Annotated in this window: 18 protein-coding genes and 2 pseudogenes; 12 read left to right on the top strand and 8 right to left on the bottom strand. The window is 38.5% G+C overall.

The features are described from left to right. Position 1: 1 nt before the first annotated feature. The 4 genes from holA to CDG55_RS12705 form a co-directional block, all read right to left on the bottom strand. Positions 2-991, bottom strand: a complete 990-nt coding sequence (holA, locus tag CDG55_RS12720) for a DNA polymerase III subunit delta (protein WP_087536352.1) — start codon at positions 989-991, stop codon at positions 2-4. A 9-nt stretch (positions 992-1,000) separates the two neighbouring features. Next, the gene (gene lptE / locus CDG55_RS12715; protein WP_005218406.1) at positions 1,001-1,510 is read right to left on the bottom strand and encodes an LPS assembly lipoprotein LptE; all 510 of its coding nucleotides are present in this window, start codon (positions 1,508-1,510) and stop codon (positions 1,001-1,003) included. Between the two features lie 88 nt (positions 1,511-1,598). Next, positions 1,599-4,223, bottom strand: coding sequence for a leucine--tRNA ligase (gene leuS, locus CDG55_RS12710; protein WP_087536353.1), 2,625 nt, complete (start codon positions 4,221-4,223; stop codon positions 1,599-1,601). 325 nt (positions 4,224-4,548) lie between these two features. Further along, entirely contained in the window at positions 4,549-4,923 is a 375-nt protein-coding gene (locus CDG55_RS12705; protein WP_087536354.1) for a DUF4124 domain-containing protein, read from the bottom strand. A gap of 506 nt (positions 4,924-5,429) precedes the next feature. Between CDG55_RS12705 and CDG55_RS12700 the strand changes: the two genes are divergently transcribed. The 4 genes from CDG55_RS12700 to CDG55_RS12685 all read left to right on the top strand — a co-directional run bounded on the left by CDG55_RS12700 (position 5,430) and on the right by CDG55_RS12685 (position 11,412). Beyond that, positions 5,430-7,157, top strand: a complete 1,728-nt coding sequence (locus tag CDG55_RS12700) for an acetolactate synthase 3 large subunit (protein ID WP_087536355.1) — start codon at positions 5,430-5,432, stop codon at positions 7,155-7,157. Next, positions 7,154-7,645 (top strand): acetolactate synthase small subunit, encoded by a 492-nt coding sequence (gene ilvN / locus CDG55_RS12695; protein WP_005162601.1) that lies wholly within the window; start codon positions 7,154-7,156, stop codon positions 7,643-7,645. The genes CDG55_RS12700 and ilvN overlap by 4 nt, the downstream gene beginning before the upstream one ends. Before the next feature lie 104 nt (positions 7,646-7,749). After that, the gene (gene ilvC / locus CDG55_RS12690) at positions 7,750-8,766 is read left to right on the top strand and encodes a ketol-acid reductoisomerase (RefSeq protein ID WP_087536356.1); all 1,017 of its coding nucleotides are present in this window, start codon (positions 7,750-7,752) and stop codon (positions 8,764-8,766) included. Between the two features lie 582 nt (positions 8,767-9,348). Further along, complete coding sequence (locus tag CDG55_RS12685; protein WP_087536357.1) at positions 9,349-11,412, top strand: putative bifunctional diguanylate cyclase/phosphodiesterase; 2,064 nt, start codon at positions 9,349-9,351, stop codon at positions 11,410-11,412. 74 nt (positions 11,413-11,486) lie between these two features. Here CDG55_RS12685 and CDG55_RS12680 read toward each other — a convergent pair whose 3' ends face one another. Next, positions 11,487-12,635, bottom strand: coding sequence for an alpha/beta fold hydrolase (locus tag CDG55_RS12680; RefSeq protein WP_087536358.1), 1,149 nt, complete (start codon positions 12,633-12,635; stop codon positions 11,487-11,489). Positions 12,636-12,894: 259 nt separating this feature from the next. Between CDG55_RS12680 and arsC the strand changes: the two genes are divergently transcribed. Genes arsC through arsH form a run of 5 tightly spaced genes read left to right on the top strand, consistent with a single transcriptional unit; the run spans position 12,895 to position 15,916 of the window. Continuing rightward, positions 12,895-13,329 (top strand): arsenate reductase (glutaredoxin), encoded by a 435-nt coding sequence (gene arsC / locus CDG55_RS12675; RefSeq protein WP_162620841.1) that lies wholly within the window; start codon positions 12,895-12,897, stop codon positions 13,327-13,329. 27 nt (positions 13,330-13,356) lie between these two features. Continuing rightward, positions 13,357-13,677, top strand: coding sequence for a metalloregulator ArsR/SmtB family transcription factor (locus CDG55_RS12670; RefSeq protein WP_004955595.1), 321 nt, complete (start codon positions 13,357-13,359; stop codon positions 13,675-13,677). Between the two features lie 7 nt (positions 13,678-13,684). Further along, positions 13,685-14,158 carry an arsenate reductase ArsC gene (locus tag CDG55_RS12665; protein WP_087536360.1) on the top strand — a complete coding sequence of 158 codons (474 nt, stop codon included), beginning with the start codon at positions 13,685-13,687 and terminating at the stop codon, positions 14,156-14,158. Positions 14,159-14,165: 7 nt separating this feature from the next. Further along, a complete protein-coding gene (gene arsB / locus CDG55_RS12660; protein ID WP_087536361.1) occupies positions 14,166-15,206 on the top strand; it encodes an ACR3 family arsenite efflux transporter in 1,041 nt (346 codons plus the stop codon). A 5-nt stretch (positions 15,207-15,211) separates the two neighbouring features. After that, positions 15,212-15,916 (top strand): arsenical resistance protein ArsH, encoded by a 705-nt coding sequence (gene arsH, locus CDG55_RS12655; RefSeq protein ID WP_087536362.1) that lies wholly within the window; start codon positions 15,212-15,214, stop codon positions 15,914-15,916. 94 nt (positions 15,917-16,010) lie between these two features. Here the strand turns inward: arsH and CDG55_RS12650 are convergent, their stop codons facing one another. Continuing rightward, positions 16,011-18,350, bottom strand: a complete 2,340-nt coding sequence (locus CDG55_RS12650; RefSeq protein WP_087536363.1) for a TonB-dependent receptor — start codon at positions 18,348-18,350, stop codon at positions 16,011-16,013. A gap of 143 nt (positions 18,351-18,493) precedes the next feature. Next, positions 18,494-18,835: pseudogene (locus CDG55_RS12645) on the bottom strand (transposase); the annotation flags it as partial. A 195-nt stretch (positions 18,836-19,030) separates the two neighbouring features. Between CDG55_RS12645 and CDG55_RS15665 the strand changes: the two are divergent. Together CDG55_RS15665 and CDG55_RS12640 are read left to right on the top strand one after the other, a co-directional pair. Further along, positions 19,031-19,102: pseudogene (locus CDG55_RS15665) on the top strand (hypothetical protein); the annotation flags it as partial. 219 nt (positions 19,103-19,321) lie between these two features. After that, on the top strand, positions 19,322-20,521 hold the full coding sequence (locus CDG55_RS12640) for a tyrosine-type recombinase/integrase (RefSeq protein ID WP_004782009.1): 1,200 nt from the start codon (positions 19,322-19,324) through the stop codon (positions 20,519-20,521). Here CDG55_RS12640 and CDG55_RS12635 read toward each other — a convergent pair. Next, on the bottom strand, positions 20,514-20,735 hold the full coding sequence (locus CDG55_RS12635; protein ID WP_002045477.1) for a hypothetical protein: 222 nt from the start codon (positions 20,733-20,735) through the stop codon (positions 20,514-20,516). The genes CDG55_RS12640 and CDG55_RS12635 overlap by 8 nt on opposite strands. 221 nt (positions 20,736-20,956) lie before the next feature. Here CDG55_RS12635 and CDG55_RS12630 point away from each other — a divergent pair, with 221 nt between their 5' ends. Next, positions 20,957-21,853, top strand: a complete 897-nt coding sequence (locus tag CDG55_RS12630) for a hypothetical protein (RefSeq protein WP_017395853.1) — start codon at positions 20,957-20,959, stop codon at positions 21,851-21,853. The last annotated feature ends 1 nt before the right edge of the window (position 21,854 follow it).

Below are 21,854 nucleotides of genomic sequence, written 5' to 3'. Positions count from 1 at the left end.
ATTATGATGGAAACAGGCGGTTGCCACATAACTCTCCGACCGCCTGTAGCATAAGATGCTCTGAGTTTTCTTTAGACATCCCTTTGATTGCAGCATCAATTCGCAACAATAGTTCAGGCCAAAGCAAGAACTGTCTTGGATTTAGACGACGTAAAGCTTGTTGATATTGGGATACTTTAGTTTTCCAAATACCAATTTGTATCGCATTATGGGGCTGCTCAAAGAGTTGCATCAGAAGATGCATTTCTTTATTCAATGTCCACAAAATTAGACTGTCAGGTTCACCAGCTGCAATCAAATATTGATAAATCTTAATGGACTGCGCGAAGTTACCAGCAAGTAGCGCATCGCTCAGATCATAAGTGGTATAACGTGATTGATCTTGCAAACAAGCATATAGCTGCTCAATCTGAATTTTTTGTATATCAGGAAAGGTATCTGCCACACGCATTAGGCTGTTTTTCGCAGCCAATAGATTATGTTCATGGTGCTGCATCAGCCATTGCCAAGCATCATGATCTAGTTGAATGCCTATTTTTTCTGCTTCTAAATTTAAGATTTTTTGTCGGTCTTGTGGATAAGTTGCGGTCAAAGAAACCACAACACCATTGGCCTCCACGACTTGGAAAAAGGCAGACTTTAAACTGCTGCTGTCTTGTTTAGGTAAAACGATGAGCAATAAGTTATGTTCATTCTGTTGAATATAGTTTTTCAGCAGTTTTAGGCCGTTGGCATCAGGCTTGATATTGCCATGTACTTCAATGGCGAGTTGCTGAGAAAACAGCGATAAGCTATTCAGCGCATTAAAAACATTTTTCCAATCATTGACGCTACTGATGTCATAACGCTGACGTTCAACTTCATGCTGTTGCCAACTTTTACGAAATCCATCAAGTAAGTTTTGCTCAAGCAAGGGTTCTTGCCCATGAATGATCCATGCACCACGGGCTTCTGTAATGCGTTTTAATGCTTGAACATAATCTAACTTCATAAAAAGTAATTATGGTTGAGCTTTGGGTAAACGATTTGCTGCAATTTGACGCGTAATTTGCTGGGCAATATCATCAATAATGATACGGTTCAGGTACGCTTCTTGTTGGTTATCTGTATTTACAGTTGCCACATCATATTGGTACGTGCGAGATGCAGTGAGTGTACGTGGTTCTGTGATTTTATTGCCTTGACGATCTTCAATTTGGAAAGTCACGGTTAAACGCAGTAGTACTTCAGTCAATTTACCATTCAATAACTGGCGACGAGGGGTATAATCTAAGATACGAAGTACATAGGCATCATTGGCATTACTGAGTTGTACGCCCGTAGCACTGAGATAGATGCTGAGACGATTCTCGAGTTCATCGGTATTGTCAGGTAAAACCAAAGTTAGTTTGTTATAAACCAATGGTGTTGCCGTTGGATAGCTTCCCTTTAAATGAAAGCCACAGCCAACTAAGCCTGCACTTAGACCTAAAGTTAAAACGATAGCAGCTAAACGTTGTGCTAAGTGCATATTTATTCCTCTAATCAAATCTATTCTAATTCCTCTTTGGTAGAGGATTAAAACCTCTCTTATATTTAAGAGAGGTTAGAAAGAATTATTAAACAACTAAATTAACAAGTTTATTTGGCACTACAATTTCTTTCTTGGTTGGACCAGTTAAGAATTGTTGAACTTCTGGCAGTGCTTTTGCCAAAGCCAATAACTCATCTTTAGAGATATCGACTGCGACGTCTAACTTACCACGAAGTTTACCATTCACTTGTACAACAATCGTTTGCGTATTACGGGTTAACGCTGATTCATCCACTTGTGGGAACAGTGTGGTATTAATATCAATACTAAACTGTGCTAAAAGTGTTTGACTTAAATGTGGTGCAAATGGGGCAAGTAAAGTCAATAAAGTTGTAATTGCTTCACGTGCAACAGCTACATCATTGTCATCTTTTGCTTCAAACTTATTGGTCGCATTCAATAACTCCATTAATGCCGCAATAGAAGTATTGAACGCATGACGGCGTTCAATGTCATCACCCACTTTCTGGATGGTTTCATGGGTTTTGCGACGTAAATCTTGCGCGTCTTTCGAGAGGTTTGCTGTATCAATTGCAGTCGCTTGATTGTCTTTTTCCAAGAAACCAGCAGCCAAACGCCATACACGTTTCAAGAAACGGTTAGCCCCTTCAACACCTGCATCTGACCATTCTAAAGATTGATCAGGTGGTGCAGCGAACATCATAAAGACACGTGCGGTATCTGCGCCGTACTGGTCAATAATGGCCTGTGGATCAATACCATTGTTTTTCGACTTAGACATTTTTTCTTGTCCGCCGATCACAACTTCCTGACCATCACCCGAATATTTCGCAGATAGAATGCGACCTTTCTCATCACGCTCTAATTCGATGTCAGCAGGGTTAAACCAAGTTTTCTTGCCACTCTCTGCTTCACGGTAGAAGGTGTCTGCCAACACCATGCCTTGGGTGAGCAAGTTAGTAAATGGTTCATTGCCTTGTACTACGCCTTCATCACGCATCAATTTATGGAAGAAACGTGCATAAAGTAAGTGCAGAATTGCGTGTTCTACACCACCGATATACTGGTTCACAGGAAGCCAGCTTTGAGCCGCTTCAGGTTTTACCATACCGCCAGTAAAATCTGGAGATGCATAGCGAGCATAATACCAAGAGGATTCTACAAAGGTGTCCAAGGTGTCTGTTTCACGACGTGCATCGCCACCACAGCAAGGACACTTAGTTTCATAGAATTCAGGCATCTTGTTCAATGGGTTGCCTGAACCATCTGGAACTACATCTGTTGGTAATACCACTGGCAATTGATCTTCTGGCACTGGGACTTGACCACAAGTATCACAGTTGATCATTGGAATTGGACAACCCCAGTAACGTTGACGAGATACACCCCAGTCACGTAAACGGAATTGAACCTTAGCATTTGCTAAGTTCTGTGGTTCTAATTTTGCAAGGAAAGCATCAAACGCGGCTTGGAAATCTAAACCGTCGAAGTCGCCTGAATTCACCAATTTGCCATCTTTAGAACCGTACCATTCTTGCCATTCAGTAACTGAGTATTCAGCATCATCAGTGCCTTTAGCATCGATTACTTGTTTGATTGGCAAGTTAAACTTGTTGGCAAATTCAAAATCACGTTCGTCGTGTGCTGGCACAGCCATCACAGCACCTGAACCGTATGACATCAATACATAGTTGGCAATCCAAACAGGGAGTTCTTCACCTGTGACTGGGTGCTTAACAGATAAGCCTGTTGCCATACCTTTCTTTTCAGCCGTGGCTAAGTCTGCTTCTGCGACTGAACCCATACGGCATTCTTCAATAAATGCAGCTAATTCAGGATTGTTTTCCGCTGCTTTAAGCGCAAGAGGGTGTTCTGCTGCAACCGCAACATAAGTTACACCCATCAAAGTATCAGCACGCGTGGTATAAACGGTTAAACCATCTGCATAGATTTCAGTATTGGCAGAAGGGAAGGTAATTTCCATCCCTGTAGAACGACCAATCCAGTTACGCTGCATGGTCAACACTTGTTGTGGCCAGCCATCTTTCAAGGTATCTAGATCGTCTAATAATTCTTGTGCATAGTCGGTGATGCGGAAGTAGTACATTGGAATATCACGTTTTTCAACTAATGCACCTGAACGCCAGCCACGACCATTTTCAACTTGCTCGTTGGCTAACACTGTTTGGTCTACTGGGTCCCAGTTCACGGTTGAAAGCTTACGATAGATCAAGCCTTTCTTATAAAGTTGAACAAATAACCATTGTTCCCAGTGGTAGTACTCTGGTGTACAGGTCGCAAACTCACGATCCCAATCGACGGATAAGCCCAATTTCTTTAATTGGTCACGCATATATGCGATATTTTCAAATGTCCATTTTGCTGGTGCAACTTGATGAGCGATCGCTGCATTTTCAGCAGGTAAACCAAACGCATCCCAACCCATTGGTTGTAATACCGTTTCGCCTTTTAGACGGTAAAAACGGCTGATCACGTCACCAATGGTGTAGTTACGCACATGCCCCATATGCAGCTTGCCACTTGGGTAAGGGAACATCGACAGGATATAGCGATGTTTGCCCTCTACAGTGTCTGCAACTTTAAAAACTTTGCGATTGTCCCAGTCTTGTTGAACTTGAGGCTCAATGGCACTTGCTTGATATTCGGAGTCAATGTGAGAAGTCGTCATAGGGATATGCGATACAACAAAAATTAAAGTTAAGATTGCCGCACAGCATAGCGCAAAATAGGGGCGAATGTCAGTTTTTAGAGCAAGATTTTATCTTCTGGCTATTGAGTATCAGTGGTTCTATTTCAGTGCTTTTATCGATTTGATGTTCTTGAGTTGGTTAATTTCTACGTCTTCTTTGATCAGCTACTTCACTTTTTCGTTTGGTACACTAAATATTACTATGACTAGATGAAAGATGTTTTTCATAGGTAAATAAGATTAGTCGTTTTATAGACGAATTAAGGTGATGTCTTATTTCATCACCTTAATCGAATTTTATTTTTTAAAGTTTTGGCTGAACTTTTACAACTGAATTCGAAGATACACTTGGTGCTTCTACTGTTGGAACAGGCTTAGAATTATCGGTAGGCATATTCGTAGTTGATGAATTGTTTTGTTGATTTGTATCGCTTTGCGGCGTTTGAGTTGCTTGTGTTGTTGTACTAGTTGGATTGCTGGAACTGTAGTTGTGGCTACCATAGGTTGTGACTTTATCTAAACGTTTTGCACCTTTTGGAGGTGGAGTGGCTGTGTAATGAGTGGAGCCACTAGCGTCGACCCATTTGTAATATTGCTGTGCATGGTTTTGACTAGAACTTAGAAGCATAGCTGTCGCTGCTAAAGTGTATAAGCTTGTTTTTAAATGATTTGATGTCATATTTGATCTCCCCAAGAGAATTTTGTCTACATTCGATCAAAGTGCTTTTATGCGTGAATAACAATGCCTATTTTTACTGAAAAAGAAAATAGTTATTTGATAAATGGGGTGGTGCTACATTCAAAAAATGCGTGAATAGTGCTTAAAAAAGCAACAGCTAAAAAATATTCTTAAAAAACCTTTTCTTTGTTATTGACTTTGTATATGAAAGCAACAAAAATGCATGCTTTAGTTTTATATGCGTTTATTTGATCACCCTTCGGATAAATGTCATGGCTTGCAATGGACATTCTTTCTAGCCGAGAGAATGATTTTTTGAAATATGTTTATCCCAACATATTTTGATTCGAGATGTAATAACAGCTTATACGGCTGATGAGTCAGAAAATTTTTCCTATTGCAGCAAAAACGAGTAGAATACGCACACTTAGAAAAGTGCATAAGTTAATGAATGAAAATACAATTTATGTCTCCCATAAATTGTACTAACACTAGGGTGAATCACGTTGGAACTTTTATCTGGTGGTGAAATGCTCGTTCGTGCGCTTGCGGACGAAGGCGTAGAGCATGTTTTTGGTTATCCAGGCGGCGCAGTTTTACATATTTATGATGCGCTTTTTCAACAAGACAAAATTAATCATTACCTTGTACGTCATGAGCAAGCTGCTGGTCATATGGCAGATGCATACTCGCGCGTAACTGGTAAAACAGGTGTTGTTCTTGTGACTTCTGGTCCAGGTGCAACAAATACTGTTACTCCTATTGCAACTGCCTATATGGACTCAATCCCAATGGTGATTTTGTCAGGGCAAGTTGCAAGTCACCTAATTGGTGAAGATGCATTCCAAGAAACAGATATGGTTGGTATTTCTCGTCCAATCGTAAAGCACAGTTTCCAAGTGCGTCACGCCAGCGAAATTCCTGCCATTATTAAGAAAGCATTTTATATTGCCTCTTCTGGTCGTCCAGGCCCAGTGGTTGTTGATATTCCTAAGGATGCCACCAATCCAGCAGAAAAATTTGCCTACGAATATCCTGAAAAAGTGAAGATGCGTTCATATCAACCGCCTTCACGTGGACATTCAGGTCAAATTCGCAAAGCAATTGATGAGCTGATCACTGCTAAACGCCCAATTATCTATACAGGTGGTGGTGTTGTTCAAGGTAATGCTTCTGCACTATTGACTGAACTTGCACATCTATTGGGTTATCCAGTGACCAATACCTTGATGGGCTTAGGTGCTTTCCCAGGTAATGATCCACAATTTGTGGGTATGTTAGGGATGCATGGTACTTATGAAGCCAATATGACGATGCACAATGCAGACGTGATTTTGGCGATTGGTGCGCGTTTCGATGACCGTGTAACCAATAACCCTGCGAAATTCTGTTTGAATGCGAAAGTTATTCATATTGATGTAGATCCAGCGACCATTTCTAAAACGATCATGGCGCACATTCCTATCGTTGGTGCGGTTGAGCCAGTTCTTCAAGAAATGTTAGCTCAGCTTAAACAGATGAATGTGTCTAAGCCAAATCCTGAAGCAATTGCTGAATGGTGGTCTCAGATTAATGAGTGGCGTAAAGTTCATGGCTTACGCTATGAAGCGGCTCAAAATGGTGAAATGAAACCACAACAAGTGGTGGAAGCGCTTGATCGTGTGACCAATGGTGAAGCGATCATTACGTCTGACGTAGGTCAGCACCAGATGTTTGGTGCCTTGTACTACAAATACAAGCGTCCACGCCAATGGATTAACTCTGGTGGTCTAGGTACGATGGGTGTTGGTTTACCGTATGCAATGGCAGCGAAACTTGCATTCCCAGATCAACAAGTCGTGTGTATTACAGGTGAAGCATCAATTCAGATGTGTATCCAAGAATTATCAACATGTAAGCAATATGGCTTAAATGTGAAAATTCTTTGCTTGAATAACCAAGCTTTAGGCATGGTGAAGCAGTGGCAAGATATGAACTACGAAGGGCGTCATTCAAGCTCTTATGTAGATTCTTTACCTGATTTTGCAAAATTGATGGAAGCTTATGGTCACGTAGGTATTCAAATCAATCATGCAGATGAATTGGAATCTAAACTGGCTGAAGCAATGGCAATTAATGATAAATGTGTATTCATTAATGTCATGGTTGATCGTACAGAGCATGTTTATCCAATGTTGATTGCAGGTCAGTCGATGAAAGATATGTGGTTAGGTAAAGGGGAGCGCACGGCATGAGACACATTATCTCTGTACTTGTAGAAAATGAAGCAGGCGCGCTTTCTCGTTTGGTCGGTTTATTCTCTCAACGTGGTTACAACATTGAGACTTTAAACGTTGCGCCAACTGAAGATGAAACTTTATCTCGTTTGACGCTGACAACTTATGGTGATGATCACAAAATCGAGCAGATCACAAAACAACTGAATAAATTAGTTGAAGTGGTTAAGGTGGTTGATTTGTCAGAAGGTGCACATATTGAGCGCGAGCTTATGTTGATTAAAGTGAAAGCTTTAGGTGCTGCTCGTGCGGAAATTAAGCGTACAGCTGATATTTTCCGTGCCCAAATCGTTGATGTAACACCAACCACTTATACGATTCAGATCGCAGGTACAACTGAAAAGATTGATGGTTTTATTGATGCACTTGCTGAAAATACCATTCTAGAAGTTGTACGTTCTGGTGTGTCTGGTATCGCACGTGGTGAAAAAGTTTTAAGTATTTAATCGCTTCCCCAATTCTTCATATAGAAATGCAAGAATTGGGAAGTTTCAAAGAATCTATCCTTGTATGACAAGGGAAATGACAAAAATTTTAGCGGAGAAAACAGATGCAAATTTTTTACGATAAAGACTGTGACTTATCAATCATCCAAGGCAAAAAAGTTGCAATCATTGGTTATGGTTCACAAGGTCATGCTCATGCACTTAACTTGAAAGATTCTGGCGTTGACGTAACTGTTGGTTTACGTGCTGGTTCAGCATCTTGGAAAAAAGCTGAAAATTCAGGTCTTAAAGTATCTGAAGTTCCAGCGGCTGTTGCTCAAGCTGACTTAGTGATGATTTTGACTCCAGATGAGTTCCAATCTCAACTTTATCGTGATGTAATTGAGCCAAACATCAAGCAAGGCGCAACTTTAGCATTTGCTCACGGTTTCTCTATTCTTTATAACCAAGTTGTTCCACGTGCTGACTTAGACGTAATCATGGTTGCACCTAAAGCACCTGGTCACACAGTACGTTCTGAATACCAACGTGGTTCAGGTGTTCCAGATCTAATCGCTGTACACCAAGATGCTTCTGGTAATGCACGTAACGTTGCGCTTTCTTACGCTTCAGGTGTAGGCGGTGGTCGTACTGGTATCATCGAAACTTCATTCCGTGAAGAAACTGAAACTGACCTTTTCGGTGAGCAAGCAGTTCTTTGTGGTGGTGCTGTTGAACTTGTTAAAATGGGCTTCGAGACTCTTGTTGAAGCTGGTTATGCTCCAGAAATGGCGTACTTCGAATGTCTACACGAGCTTAAATTGATCGTTGACTTAATGTTCGAAGGCGGTATCGCGGACATGAACTACTCTGTATCTAACAACGCTGAATACGGCGAATATGTAACTGGTACTGAAGTAATCAACGAACAATCTCGTGAAGCAATGCGTAATGCATTGAAACGTATCCAATCTGGTGAATATGCGAAAATGTTCATTCAAGAAGGTGCATTAAACTACCCATCTATGACTGCTCGTCGTCGTCAAAATGCTGCGCATGGTATCGAAGTAACGGGTAACAAGTTACGTGCGATGATGCCTTGGATTCAAGCGAACAAAATCGTAGACAAAGAGAAGAACTAAGTTTTAGTTTAATCTTTAAAAGCCCTTGTTTATACAAGGGCTTTTTTATTGCATCACTTAAAGTGCTGTACCTTGTGATGATAGCCTAATCTTGCCGTTTAGGTTGTTAAGTTAATTCTCACGGCTCGTATGGAAGTAAGCAGAATTTTTAAGATGTTACTGAGAGTATAAAAAATAAATTACCTGATAAGGAGTGTAGTCACTTATTTGCTTTCAATATAAAAAACTTCATATTCTTAGTCTTTTTTAATAACAGAATTATAGCAAACAGCATGATAAAAAGGCATACTATATACATGTTTAGATTATTTATGAAAGGTAGTGCATCTTTTATAATTGTTGGTTGCTTTTAAAATTTCAGTAAAAAAAACAATAATTTTCATTGGTTTGAAATGAATATGTGTTTTTATTCTATTGATTTATAAAATGAAAAAGACTTGAACTTATACTAGATGATGTTATTGTTAAGGAAATTTTATGAATACACCATTTGTATCTTTTTTGAGTGTTAATGATCGTTCTGATTTTGAGCAATTCGCTCAATAAATAAAAAAAAATACTGAATAAGCATGGAAGTCCTTTATGGTTAACGTTGATTACGATAGCACATGGGTCATCGCTTCCATTTTGGTTGCAGTAGCGACTTGTTATGCTGCAGTTTCAATGGAAGAACTCGTTTTTAAAGCTGCTTATAAAAAGTTGGAGAAAAGCATTTTAGTAACGAGTGGGTTGACTTTAGGCTTGGCAATATGGGCAATGCATTTTATTGGAATGCTGGCTAGCCATTTGCCAGAAGGTTATCACTTTGATCTTAGTTTGACTGCATTGTCTTATTTAGTTGGTGCAGTGGCTTCTATATTTGCTGTGTGGTTAACAACTCGACCTACATTACCTCTTCCGCGATTGGTTTTAGGTGCTGTGTTTATGGGCTTAGGCATTTCAGGAATGCACTACACAGGAATGCTTGCACTCTCATTTACCGATCATCAACTACACTATGATCCACTTTTGGTCATTAGTTCGATCTTGATTGCAATTTTTGGCTCTGCATTAAGTTTTTGGTTTATTTTTAAATATAAGACAGCGACTGCCCATCGTACAGTTTTGAAACTGACTATCGCTTTATTGATGGCATTTAGTATTGTGGGAATGCATTATACTGGAATGGCTGCGACATTATTTGATGAACGAGTAGCGATGATCTTAAGTGCTGCTCAAACTGATCAAAGTGTGCTGTTATTTACGATTATTTTTATTACGAGTTTAGTCTTTGTTGCTGGTTTCGCCGTTGCAGTTTTAGAAGCGAGACTAGAGGAGCGCAACCAACAATTAACAAAAATTAATCGCGAGTTAGCCAACCAATCTTCACATGACTCCTTAACTAAACTGCCAAATCGCTTATCCTTAACAGATTATGCTGAAGTAATTTTTAGTCATCATCGTTTAAAAGAACAAAAAGCTGCATTTTTATATATTGATTTAGATCGTTTTAAGTCTGTTAATGATGCTTTTGGACACCACATTGGTGATCAGTTATTAATCCAAATGGCTAATCGATTACATCAGAAACTCAGCCAAAATCAAAAGCTGTTTAGAATTGGTGGTGATGAGTTTGTTTTAATCTCAGAGCATACTGATGCAAATGAGGCGATAGAGTTAGCAGAGAAAGTTCTACATGCCATTCAAGAAAGTTATTCAATTGCAAATAAAGAGATAAATATTTCAGCCAGTTTGGGCATTGCGATTTATCCTGAACACGGTACGAATGTTCAAGACCTTTTGATCAATGCAGATGTCGCGATGTTGGCATCTAAAGATCAAGGACGTAATACCTTTACTATTTTCCATTCTGCGAGTGATCAACAAGATGTGCGTAGTCAATCCAAATTAATTAATGATCTTTATAAAGCTGTTGATGAACAACAGTTTATCTTATTTTATCAACCGAAATTTACGGTCAATTATGAAATTTGTGGAGTAGAGGCTCTGATTCGTTGGAAGCATCCAACTTTGGGATTGTTAACTCCGCAAATGTTTATAGAGGGAGCTGAGAAGACAGGTTTGATCATTCCAATGGGATATTGGGCACTTGAGCAAGCTTGCCAACAGATCCAAAAATGGGAACAGAGTAATAGTCTTTTTTATCCGATCTCAGTCAATCTTTCGGCTTTGCAATTTGAAAATAAAAAACTGTTTTGTGTATTAGAAAAGCTCTTAGATAAATATCAAATTCAACCTGAACATCTCATTTTAGAAATCACAGAATCAACAGCGATGCATCATATCGAATCGAGTATTCGTACCTTAGAGCGATTGAGAAAGTTAGGGATTCGAATTGCAATTGATGATTTTGGTACAGGTTATTCGAGTTTTCTTTATTTAAAAGATTTACCAATCGATGAGCTTAAAATTGACCGCGGTTTTTTAATTGATTTACAGCCTAATTCGAAAGAAGAAGCAATCTTAGAAAGTATTATTCACTTGGCTGCGAAACTGGAATTGGTAGTGACTGCAGAAGGGGTTGAAACGCAGGAGCAAGCGGATATTTTGACACACCTTGGATGCAATCAATTGCAGGGATATCTGTTAGGTCGTCCTGTGAATGTTGAGAATCTAGTATTAAACCGAACTCATAACTTTGCTTAAACGACTGTGTTAAGCAGATTTGATGAGTTGTCAAACATTGAGTATAGACTCAATATTTGACAATCTTATTTGCTTTATTCAGAGCGTGGAATGAGCCAGTTGGTAATGACAGGCCAAACATGTAGAGGTGCTTGGTTTCCTGAAACCAACCCCATATGTCCTCCTGAAACAATCTCGAATTGCTTATCTTGACTGCTGATTAAATCCATTAATGGTTTGACCGCTTCAGCTGTGACGATAATATCAGTATCACCGCCAATCGCTAAAACTGAACAATCGATATCTTTAAAATAAGCGGTTTGCTCACCAAATTGAACCACACCAGTCGAAAGTTCATTGTCGATCCAAAAGCGCAAAATGATATCGCGCATTACACCCCCAGGATAGGCGAGCATATTGTCAACAAATGAACTTGAAGTTGCGTGATTAATGACAAACTGTCGATCGTTCAAATTTTTCAGTAATTGCCAATAATTTTTAAAATTACCCACGGGATCTGTGAGCTTAAATCCGAGCGTATTTTGCCAACCGTGAATATGAAAATAGCGGCTAGGAATTTGACGGATTCGGAAATTGGTATTGGTTCGCACCCATTGCGCTGGTGTGTTTAACTTTTGATAGAGCTTACCAATATAACCTGATTGATGGGTATTAATCGGTGATGCCAAAATCATTAAATTCTTAATATTTTTATCTTTAAATAATGACGTGTAGCAAAGAGAGATCGCTCCACCTAGGCTCCAGCCATATAATGATAGTTGCTGTTGCCCGCTATGTTCACGAATTTTGTTGATAAAGTCGGGCATAAAGATTTTGATATAGGTGCCGAAATTGTATTTGGCTTGTCTACGGCTTGGTGTGCCCCAGTCAATCATATACACATCAAAACCTTTGCTTTGAAAATAACGAATTAGACTACGATCAGGAAACAAATCGAACACTAAGGTATTGGCTGCTAATGGGGGAATAATGACGAGAGGGACACGGTGTTTATTTTCACCTGTTTCTACATCTGCCTTGTAAAACCGTAAACTAATAATTTCACGTTCATAAACGACTTCAAAAGGTGTCTTTCCTGACAATGCCAGTTGATGTCCTCTCAAGAAACGATCCGCCGCATTTGAAAAAACTTGTGCGGCTTGTTTACCCGCACGCGTTTTTAAGATGGATTGGGCTGTTTTAGAGTTAACAAAGGTATCTTTAACTTTAGGCAATTGAGTCATCGTGCAAGAACTCTACGGTTGCAACTGTGTAGCGGCATATTAGAAGAAAAAAAGCATTTGCTCACTGACTCATCTGCTTAACTTATTTTTGAAAATGATCAATTTCGAATATCACATGGTCGTAAATTGCTCAAAAATACTTATTTAGGCATGGGGTGTATAGGGAAGTGAGCTTATCAATCTTAATATATGGTATTGCGTATATATGAATATTCATATATAAAGTCGCTATCATTAATTCAAAATGTTTGTACTCATTATGTCTACTCAACAACAAATTACGATTTATCACAATCCTGCATGTGGGACATCTCGAAATACACTCGGATTAATTCGCAATACAGGTATTGAACCTATCGTGATTGAATATTTACTGAATCCTCCTTCAAAATCTGAACTTATTCAATTGATTAGTGATGCTGGTTTGTCTGTAAGGGCTGCGATCCGTACGAATGTTGATCCTTATTGTGAACTTGATTTGGATCGTGAGACTTGGACAGATCATGAATTAATCGGATTTATGCTTGAACATCCTATTTTAATTAATCGTCCTTTTGTTGTGACGAGTCAGGGTACTCGTTTATGCAGACCATCGGAGTTGGTACTGGATATTTTACCTGTTGCACAACAAGGTGCTTTTTCCAAAGAGGATGGTGAACAGGTGATTGATGAAAATGGTCAGCGTGTTAATTAAATAATAATTCAGTATTTGAGGTTGGAAATGGATCGAGTGAATTTCTTTAAGTGTTTGTCTGATGAAACACGTCTCAGTATTGTCACTTTGGTGGCGGAAAATAAAGAACTATGTGTTTGTGATTTGACTGAAAAATTAAACTTGAGCCAACCAAAAATTTCGAGACATTTAGCCTTATTAAGGTCATCTGGCTTACTACAAGATCGAAGACAAAGTCAGTGGGTGTATTACAGCATCAATCCAGAACTGCCGATATGGTGCCATGATATTTTGGCTCTTTTAGTCAACGGTTCATCGTCAACAAGTCAGGATTTATCGTCTTTATCTCTAAAAAGTTATTGTGAGTAATTTGAATATGAAATTTCTATTTTTATGTACTGGAAATAGTTGCCGTAGCATTTTGTCAGAGGTGTTATTTAATCATCGTGCAGCAGCAGGTTGGAAAGCATATAGTGCAGGAAGTAAGCCATCTGGCCAAGTTCATCCTTTGACGATCGAGACTTTAGAAAGCTTAAATCTATCAACTGAGGGTTTGTGGAGCAAAACGATTGATGACTGTGAACAATATCAACCTGATGTGGTAATTACCGTATGTGATTCTGCAGCACAAGAAGCTTGTCCTCTTTATTTAGGTGGAGCGATCAAAGCACATTGGGGTTTAGCAGATCCTTCGCATTTAGACTTGCCGAAAGAAGAAAAATTAAAAGTATTCCAAGTGACTGTTGATCATATCAATCGCCGTTTAGATGCTTTATTTGCAATGGATACTGAGAGTATGACTCGTCCAGAGTTAATTGCTGCGATCAATAAAATTTCTGAGATTGAATGAGAACATCATGGCTCAACAAAGATTATCTTTTCTAGATCGTAATCTTACGCTTTGGATTTTTATTGCCATGGCACTAGGAATAGCCATCGGTGTATTTTTCCCTCAGGCTTCGGTAACGCTCGATAAAATGAGTGTCGACTCGGTCAATATTCCTATCGCGATTGGTTTGATTTTGATGATGTATCCACCTTTGGCAAAAGTGGATTATGCTGCTTTGCCTGAAGTGTTCAAAGATAAAAAAACCTTAACTTTATCTTTGGTGCAAAACTGGTTGATTGCTCCAGTATTAATGTTTGTACTCGCAATTGTGTTTTTACATAATTATCCTGAATACATGACTGGGCTGATTTTGATCGGTTTGGCACGTTGTATTGCAATGGTTTTAGTTTGGAATGGTTTAGCCTGTGGTGATAACCAATATTTAGCAGCACTTGTTGCATTTAATAGTATCTTCCAAATTTTATTCTTCAGTACTTATGCGTGGTTATTCTTAACCTTCTTGCCACCGTATTTTGGCATTGCAGGACAAGTCATTAATGTCGACTTCTGGACTATTACGCATGCGGTATTGGTATATCTTGGGATTCCATTTTTTCTAGGTTTTATGACACGATTGATTCTCGTCCGAGCTAAAGGCTTAGATTGGTATCAAACTGTTTTTTTACCAAAAATTAGTCCTTTGAGTCTGCTTGCTTTACTTTTCACAATTGTCGCGATGTTTAGTTTGAAAGGTAGTGATGTTGTCAGCTTACCTTTGGATGTAATCCGTATTGCAATTCCTCTGACGATTTACTTTGTAGTGATGTTCTTCATTAGTTTCTTTATGAGCAAATGGATGGGCAATGACTATCCTAAAACCACTGCAATTTCTTTTACTGCAGCAGGCAACAATTTTGAATTGGCGTTAGCTGTCGCTATTGCAACATTTGGATTAGCTTCGCCAGTGGCATTCACTACAGTGATCGGTCCTTTGGTTGAAGTTCCTGTATTGATTGCTTTAGTTAGTGTGTCCTTGTGGTTAAGAAAAAAGTATTTTAAATCGGTGTAATCGTGATGAGTCTGCCAAATATTGATATGAGTCTGCTTGATCAGCCTACATTAGAGAAAGTACAGGCAAAAGCGTTAGATCATGCTCCAAGAATTTTATTGTTGTATGGTTCTAATCGTGAGCGCTCTTACAGTCGCTTAGCTGTGATGGAAGCAGGGAGAATCTTAGAGCAATTTGGTGCTGAGGTTAAAATTTTTCATCCTAAAGGATTGCCTCTGCCAGAAGATGCAGATACTGAACATCCGAAAGTGAAAGAGCTACATGAATTATTGGCTTGGGCTGAAGGTATGGTTTGGTGTTCACCTGAACGCCACGGTTCGATGAGTTCAATCTTTAAATCGCAAATTGATTGGATTCCACTGGCAGGTGGTGCGATTCGTGCAACGCAAGGTAAAACGCTTGCTCTGATGCAGGTTAGTGGTGGATCACAGTCATTTAACAGTGTAAATCAAATGCGCATACTTGGTCGTTGGATGCGGATGATTACCATACCGAACCAATCTTCTATTCCAAAAGCATTTTTAGAGTTTGAAGAAGATGGTCGTATGAAAGCATCGTCTTACTATGATCGTATCGTAGATGTGATGGAGGAATTATATAAATTCACACTGTTGACGCGAGGGCAGAGCAAGTATTTAACAGACCGTTATTCTGAACGGAAAGAGTCCGCTGAAGAACTGTCAAAGCGCGTCAATCAACGTAATCTATAGTGTTTATCGCTTTTCCTTAAGATAATAAAAAACAGCCTCGTCACGAGGCTGTTTTTTATTAAAATCCATCGTTAAACCATGGATTTTTTATATTTTAGTACTTGAAGTTCACAGACAATACCGCACTGCGACCTTCCGCCTCAGTTGCATAGTGTGATGAATATGCTTTAGTGAAATAACGCTTATCAGATAAGTTGTTTACATTAAGCTGTAAATCAACATTTTTATTTACGTTATAACGCGCCATTGCATCATAGCGAACATAACCTGGAACCCACTTGGTATTCGTGGCATTACCATAGACTTTATCCATTGCGACAGCACCAGCACCCAATGTTAAATCCGGTAAGACTTGGTATGTCGTCCAAAGCGTAGCGCTATTTTTTGCAACGTTTTGTACTTGATTACCATTACTTGGATTTGCTTGGTAAACAGGGGCTGTCGTACTACCTACATTGGTGTAACCACCATCGACAAGTTCGCTGTCTAAATAGGTGTAACCCGCAGAAACAGCCCATTTTTCAGTAATATTTCCGTTTACGCCAAGCTCAATACCATCAACGCGTGTTTCGCCGATATTTTGAGTGGTGCCATCTTCAGCTGTAGCACGAGTATTGGTTTTTTCAGTACGGAAAATTGCTGCTGTGAGGTTTAATTTATCATTAAGAACATCCCACTTTGTTCCTAATTCATATGTTTTAACTTCTTCAGGTTTTAGGTTTTGAATTGCAGCAGTAATCCCTTCTGAACCATCACCACCGTCTACGCCCACAGGATTTGCTGAAGTTGCATAGCTGACATAGATAGAACCATTTTCCACTGGTTTAAAGGTTAAACCAGCTTGGTAGTTAAAGAAATCTTTGTTGTTTTCAATAGTAACTTGATCACCAGCTTTAGCTGTGATTTTTGTATTATTTAGACCTGTCACGGCATTATTGCGTGCACCATAAGTCATGGTTTGTTTAGTTTCAAATTTATCCCAACGAACACCTAAGTCCAAAAGCCATTGTGGGCTTAACTCGATATTATCTAGGAAATAAACAGATTGGTTTTTGCTACGAATATTGTAACGATCAGCACCATCAGTACTTATATGACCTGTCCACGGAACATTACTTGGATTCTGCACTGACGTGCACCAACCAGAAGCAATTGCAGTAGCGTTACACGTATTATTTGCGCTTCCTGTTGAATCTAAGCCGTTTAAAATATATTGAGTACGATCAGTTTTTTGATCGCTATACTCAACACCTGTATTAAAACGGTGTTTAAATGCACCTGTATCAAACTTACCTGTTAGAGCAAGTTGATCTGTAAAGCCGTCCGTATCTGCAACACGAGAGTTCGTACGTCTCCAAACTGAGCCATCTAAAGCACCCGTAGTCTTGTTATAGAAATTACCCTTAGAATCATCTGGATTAGTCCACAGATAATCATTCTTAGATTTTGTGTAAACAGCTGTATTACTCAGCGTTAGGTTATCGGTTAAATCATGCTCTAATTTGAATGTGCCAAACTGATTTTCTTGTTTTTGGAAATCACGATCTTTCCAACCATAGTAACTGCCTTGTTGAACATCAATCGGTTTGCCATTGCCATTCAAATGAGTAAAATCTTTTTTAGGATCAGCATTTGAAGAAAATGGATTGTTATATGGAATACCAGAATCTGGAATATCATCGGTTTTAAGGTAGTAATAACTCAAGGTGCCGCGAGTTGCTGTATCTAAACCAAAGGTAATACTTGGTGCAATACCTGCACGTTTATATTCAGCACCATCATGTTGTCCCGCTTTTTCGTTTTGATGACCCATGACCACCACACGAGCTGCGACACCATTATTAAAATCTTTGTTTCCGTCTAAAGTGATACGTGCATAATTATCTGTACCCCCTGAGATCGAGCCTTCTAAAGCATCGCCTTTTTTAGCAACTTTAGAAATCATGTTAATGCTACCGCCAGAAGTACCTGCACCACCTAAAGCAGAGGCAGAACCCTTTGTAACTTCAACTTGTTCAACTGCAAACATCTCACGGTTTTGTGATGTTGAGTTACGAATGCCATCTACATACATTGAGCTTTCTGAGTTATAGCCACGAATGAAAGGGCGGTCGCCGTTTGGATTACCACCTTCACCAGCACCTAAAGTAATACCAGGAATTGTACGTAAAGCATCAGAAAGACTTGTAACTTGAGTATCTGCAATAAGCTGCTTTGAAATAACAGAAACAGATTTTGGTGTATCTAAAAGAGGAACGACAAATTTGCTATTTGAGGATTGGTCTACTTTAAGACCTTGTTCTTGTTCTGCTTGGGTATGAATTGTTGGGAGTTGTACTGGCTGATCTTGAGCGATGGCTGGTACTGCAATCACGGAGAGTGAAGATGCGATTGCGGAAGATACTAATTTCTTACGTGATTTGATAAAAGACATAATCGTTCACACAGATATGAGAAAAATTTTGAGAATAATAATGATTCTTAATCATAATTTCAATTTATAACTGAACTATTTGTCGGATAAGTGCTTTGTTGCACAAACATTCAAAGACTAAACTTGTCCCAAGTTATCCAAATTTAAGTGACTACTTGGATGTGAGGTCGCCCCAACTCCGTAAATTTATCTAATACTGCCACACGTGCATGAATCTCATTGACTTGGTTATGAAAATGCCTTGCACTAAGCCTATCACCCAATAATTTGATGCAGTGCATCTTGGTTTCTAGCAAACTTCGGTGATGATAGTTTGACCATTTTTTCCATAGTGTCCTGCCTAAATGTTTAACTGTTCGAAGTCATTCGTTTCGCTCTAGCGAGCTGGTCTTTGTATCTTTCCATGGTTTCGCATTTTTTCTAGTTGGAATCACCGCATGTGCTTGCCGATCTGCAATGGCCTGACGGCATTGCTTGGTGTCATAAGTCTGTTTATAGTTCAATTTCAATTCGGTTGTTAACAAATAAAGCTTTGTGTGGATAACTTGGTACTTATCAACAATCAATAAACAAGTTCACTAAATCTGCTACAATTGCGCCAATTTCGAATTCTCACTTTTCAGTTATGGTACATATCAAGTCATGTGTACGTAACTGTGTACATATTGAAGATTTTTCTCATGAATTTTAAAGACGAATTAGCGGCACAGGTTGCCCAACGACGTACCTTTGCGATCATTTCCCACCCAAATATTTGATATCTATTCAAGCCCATTCAACCTATTTCAAATATAATAATAAAATCATTGTAAGTACTGTAAAAATATAAAAATATTGCTATTCTTTATCTGATATATCTTTCAACCCCGTTCAATGGATTTCAAGTCTAGTCAGTATGTTTGTGTACATATGTGTGTACATATTTTCTAGAATTAGCTACTTGAAAAAAATATGTACACAGGTGGAGTAAAATGCCTTTAACAGATACTTGGCTTAAGAAGAATCTAGATCGTGAACGTTCAGCTATACATACAGAGCCTGATCAAGATGGATTGAGCGTTCGTGTATCACAAAAAGGAAAGCTCACTTTTCAGATGCGTTTTCGATATAACGATAAGCAAGCTCGTTTAGACTTGGGAACCTATCCAAATATGAGCCTTAAAGAAGCTCGTATTGAATTGCAGAAAATGAAAGCAATTTTAGAAAAGGGACATGACCCACGTATTCATAAAAAAGTAGAACTTCACAAGATCACAGAGGCTATAACTTTTGAAGCGTTATTTCGTGAGTGGCATGCGAAATATAGTATTCCTAATAAAAAGAATGCAGATCAATATTTGAGATCATTTGAACTTTATGTTTTCCCAAAGTTAGGTAGCATACCTGCTGAGCAAATCACATTACATATGTGGTTAGATTTACTAGAAGAGCAATTTAAACAGTCACCATCGATAACTGATCGCATTCTTACGAATACAAAGCAGTGTTTGGATTGGGGGATCAATCGAAAATTAATTGAGCAAAACCCTATAAGACATATCACTGGAAAACGTGACTTGAATATTAAGAAAAATAAAACTGTTCGAGTATTACAAGATGATGAGTTGTCTTTAATTTTTAAAATTTGTGATGAGTCTAGAACATCATTAAGGAATGTTTTATTTCTCAAGTTATGTTTGTTTTATGGCAATCGATATAGTGAGTTGAGGCTTGCACGGAAATCAGATTTTGATTTTAGTAAAAATACATGGACAGTACCGTATGAAAATCATAAGACAGGAGAAAGTAAAGGAGATATTGTCCGACCTATTATTGATGAAATTAAACCGTGGCTTCAGTCGGCAATGGATTTGAGTAATTCTGAATACATTTTCCCACATGAAAATGGCAAAGAGCCAATGGGGCGTAGTGGGCCAACAGATACCCCTTATAACTTCATGCAATTTGCAAGGAAGAATTATAAAATTGAAATGGATCATTGGTCTATGCATGATTTACGGCGTACAGCAAGGACAAATTTCAGTGCGTTTACAAGTAGGGATGTTGCGGAACTGATGGTTGGTCATGTGATGCCTGGGGAACAGGGGACATATGACTATTATGATTATCAAAAAGAGATGTCGAAGGCTTATAAAAAATGGTGGAAAAAATTAAGTAATCTGTCTAGCTAGACAGATTACTCATTTGGTTGTTATTGAAATATTTGATTAGCCATTCGTTAAACGTTTCTTCATCCCAAAGGCTAGTAGAGCCAACGCATTTCTTAATAGGTTGTGGCATCGGTTGTTCGAACATTTTTTGATTGGGTTGTTGGTAACGCCATAATGTTGAAGGAGAGCAATTTTTAAGTTTGTGGCGAATTTCTTTAGATGTTAAGTAGCCCATACCTTTGATCCTTTTGTAGTCATAACAATTAGATGAAAGAACTAATTTCTAGCTTTAAATACAGGTCAGAGAGCAACGCGTATTTTTAAGTCATTAGTTCCGTTTGTTGATGAGGTCACTATAAAATTTAGAAAAGGATTAAAGTAGATCAGTACTCATGTATAAAAAAATTTTAGCATTATCAGGTTATAATGTTTTGTTAAATAATGGATTAAAAAATTATGGAATCAAAAATAACTTCAGATTTAGCATTACTTGAACAGAACATTGTTGAAAATTTCTGTTACTACTATCAGTGTGATTTGGTGGCAGAGTTTGGGAATCCATTATATGCAGCTATGAAAGAAAAAATTATGCTTCGAATGAAAGATAATGATTTTTCACTCAGTGAGCAAGCCTTAAGTCTGATAGAGGTGAGTGGTGATATTAAATCAATTCCTTTTAAGCCTGTCCAAATTTTTGAACTTCTAGTGCAGATCAATAGCTTAAGACAAGATATGGAGCAGTTAAAAAAGACGCTCCAAAAAAATCGTTACTCAAATATTTTAATGGCGTATGTAGATGCATTAGGTGGAAAGTTGTATTTAATCTGCGATACGACGCTTGAAAGGCAAGCTAAAGCAACACAAGCAGCGGTGGCAAGCCATACCAAAAATTTATACCCAAGACGAGAAATAATATACAGAATTTTACGTGAGCAAGTAGCTCAACGTGGTCGTAAATGGGATAACCTGAATCAGGCGGTCACTTCAATCATACCTATATTACTAAAAGAGTTTGAAAAATATGATCTCATTTGGATTAAGTCTGAAATTGACCTCAAGCAGGCTGAGCTTCATAAACTTGAACAAGATGATGAACTCAAGTCTGAACCATTTTTAGAGAATGCAATAAAACGTAAAAAAGCATCATCTGCTGTAAAAGCTAACAAAGTAAAAAATCTTCAAGATGAACTTAAAAAACTAGACAGTATCCTTCATTCTAAACACCCTTCATCAAAGCTAAAGGATTTGAAATATAATATACCATATAACAACACTGCTTATTTAGATGAAACGATCATCCATTGGTTGAGGGGACAACCTGAAATATTGAAGGAAATATTGAATTCAATTTAAG

This window comes from Acinetobacter sp. WCHA45, from assembly GCF_002165255.2.
In the GTDB taxonomy this organism is placed as follows: Bacteria; Pseudomonadota; Gammaproteobacteria; order Pseudomonadales; family Moraxellaceae; genus Acinetobacter.
The sequence above is the reverse complement of the archived record's forward strand: the minus strand, read 5'-3'. Positions and strand labels throughout refer to the sequence as shown.

Bases quoted from the DNA above. Each gene is read 5' to 3' on its own strand.
- holA (WP_087536352.1), bottom strand. From the start codon at position 991: ATGAAGTTAGATTATGTTCAAGCATTAAAACGCATTACAGAAGCCCGT.
- lptE (WP_005218406.1), bottom strand. From the start codon at position 1,510: ATGCACTTAGCACAACGTTTAGCTGCTATCGTTTTAACTTTAGGTCTA.
- leuS (WP_087536353.1), bottom strand. From the start codon at position 4,223: ATGACGACTTCTCACATTGACTCCGAATATCAAGCAAGTGCCATTGAG.
- CDG55_RS12705 (WP_087536354.1), bottom strand. From the start codon at position 4,923: ATGACATCAAATCATTTAAAAACAAGCTTATACACTTTAGCAGCGACA.
- ilvN (WP_005162601.1), top strand. From the start codon at position 7,154: ATGAGACACATTATCTCTGTACTTGTAGAAAATGAAGCAGGCGCGCTT.
- ilvC (WP_087536356.1), top strand. From the start codon at position 7,750: ATGCAAATTTTTTACGATAAAGACTGTGACTTATCAATCATCCAAGGC.
- CDG55_RS12685 (WP_087536357.1), top strand. From the start codon at position 9,349: ATGGTTAACGTTGATTACGATAGCACATGGGTCATCGCTTCCATTTTG.
- CDG55_RS12680 (WP_087536358.1), bottom strand. From the start codon at position 12,635: ATGACTCAATTGCCTAAAGTTAAAGATACCTTTGTTAACTCTAAAACA.
- arsC (WP_162620841.1), top strand. From the start codon at position 12,895: ATGTCTACTCAACAACAAATTACGATTTATCACAATCCTGCATGTGGG.
- CDG55_RS12670 (WP_004955595.1), top strand. From the start codon at position 13,357: ATGGATCGAGTGAATTTCTTTAAGTGTTTGTCTGATGAAACACGTCTC.
- CDG55_RS12665 (WP_087536360.1), top strand. From the start codon at position 13,685: ATGAAATTTCTATTTTTATGTACTGGAAATAGTTGCCGTAGCATTTTG.
- arsB (WP_087536361.1), top strand. From the start codon at position 14,166: ATGGCTCAACAAAGATTATCTTTTCTAGATCGTAATCTTACGCTTTGG.
- arsH (WP_087536362.1), top strand. From the start codon at position 15,212: ATGAGTCTGCCAAATATTGATATGAGTCTGCTTGATCAGCCTACATTA.
- CDG55_RS12650 (WP_087536363.1), bottom strand. From the start codon at position 18,350: ATGTCTTTTATCAAATCACGTAAGAAATTAGTATCTTCCGCAATCGCA.
- CDG55_RS12640 (WP_004782009.1), top strand. From the start codon at position 19,322: ATGCCTTTAACAGATACTTGGCTTAAGAAGAATCTAGATCGTGAACGT.
- CDG55_RS12635 (WP_002045477.1), bottom strand. From the start codon at position 20,735: ATGGGCTACTTAACATCTAAAGAAATTCGCCACAAACTTAAAAATTGC.
- CDG55_RS12630 (WP_017395853.1), top strand. From the start codon at position 20,957: ATGGAATCAAAAATAACTTCAGATTTAGCATTACTTGAACAGAACATT.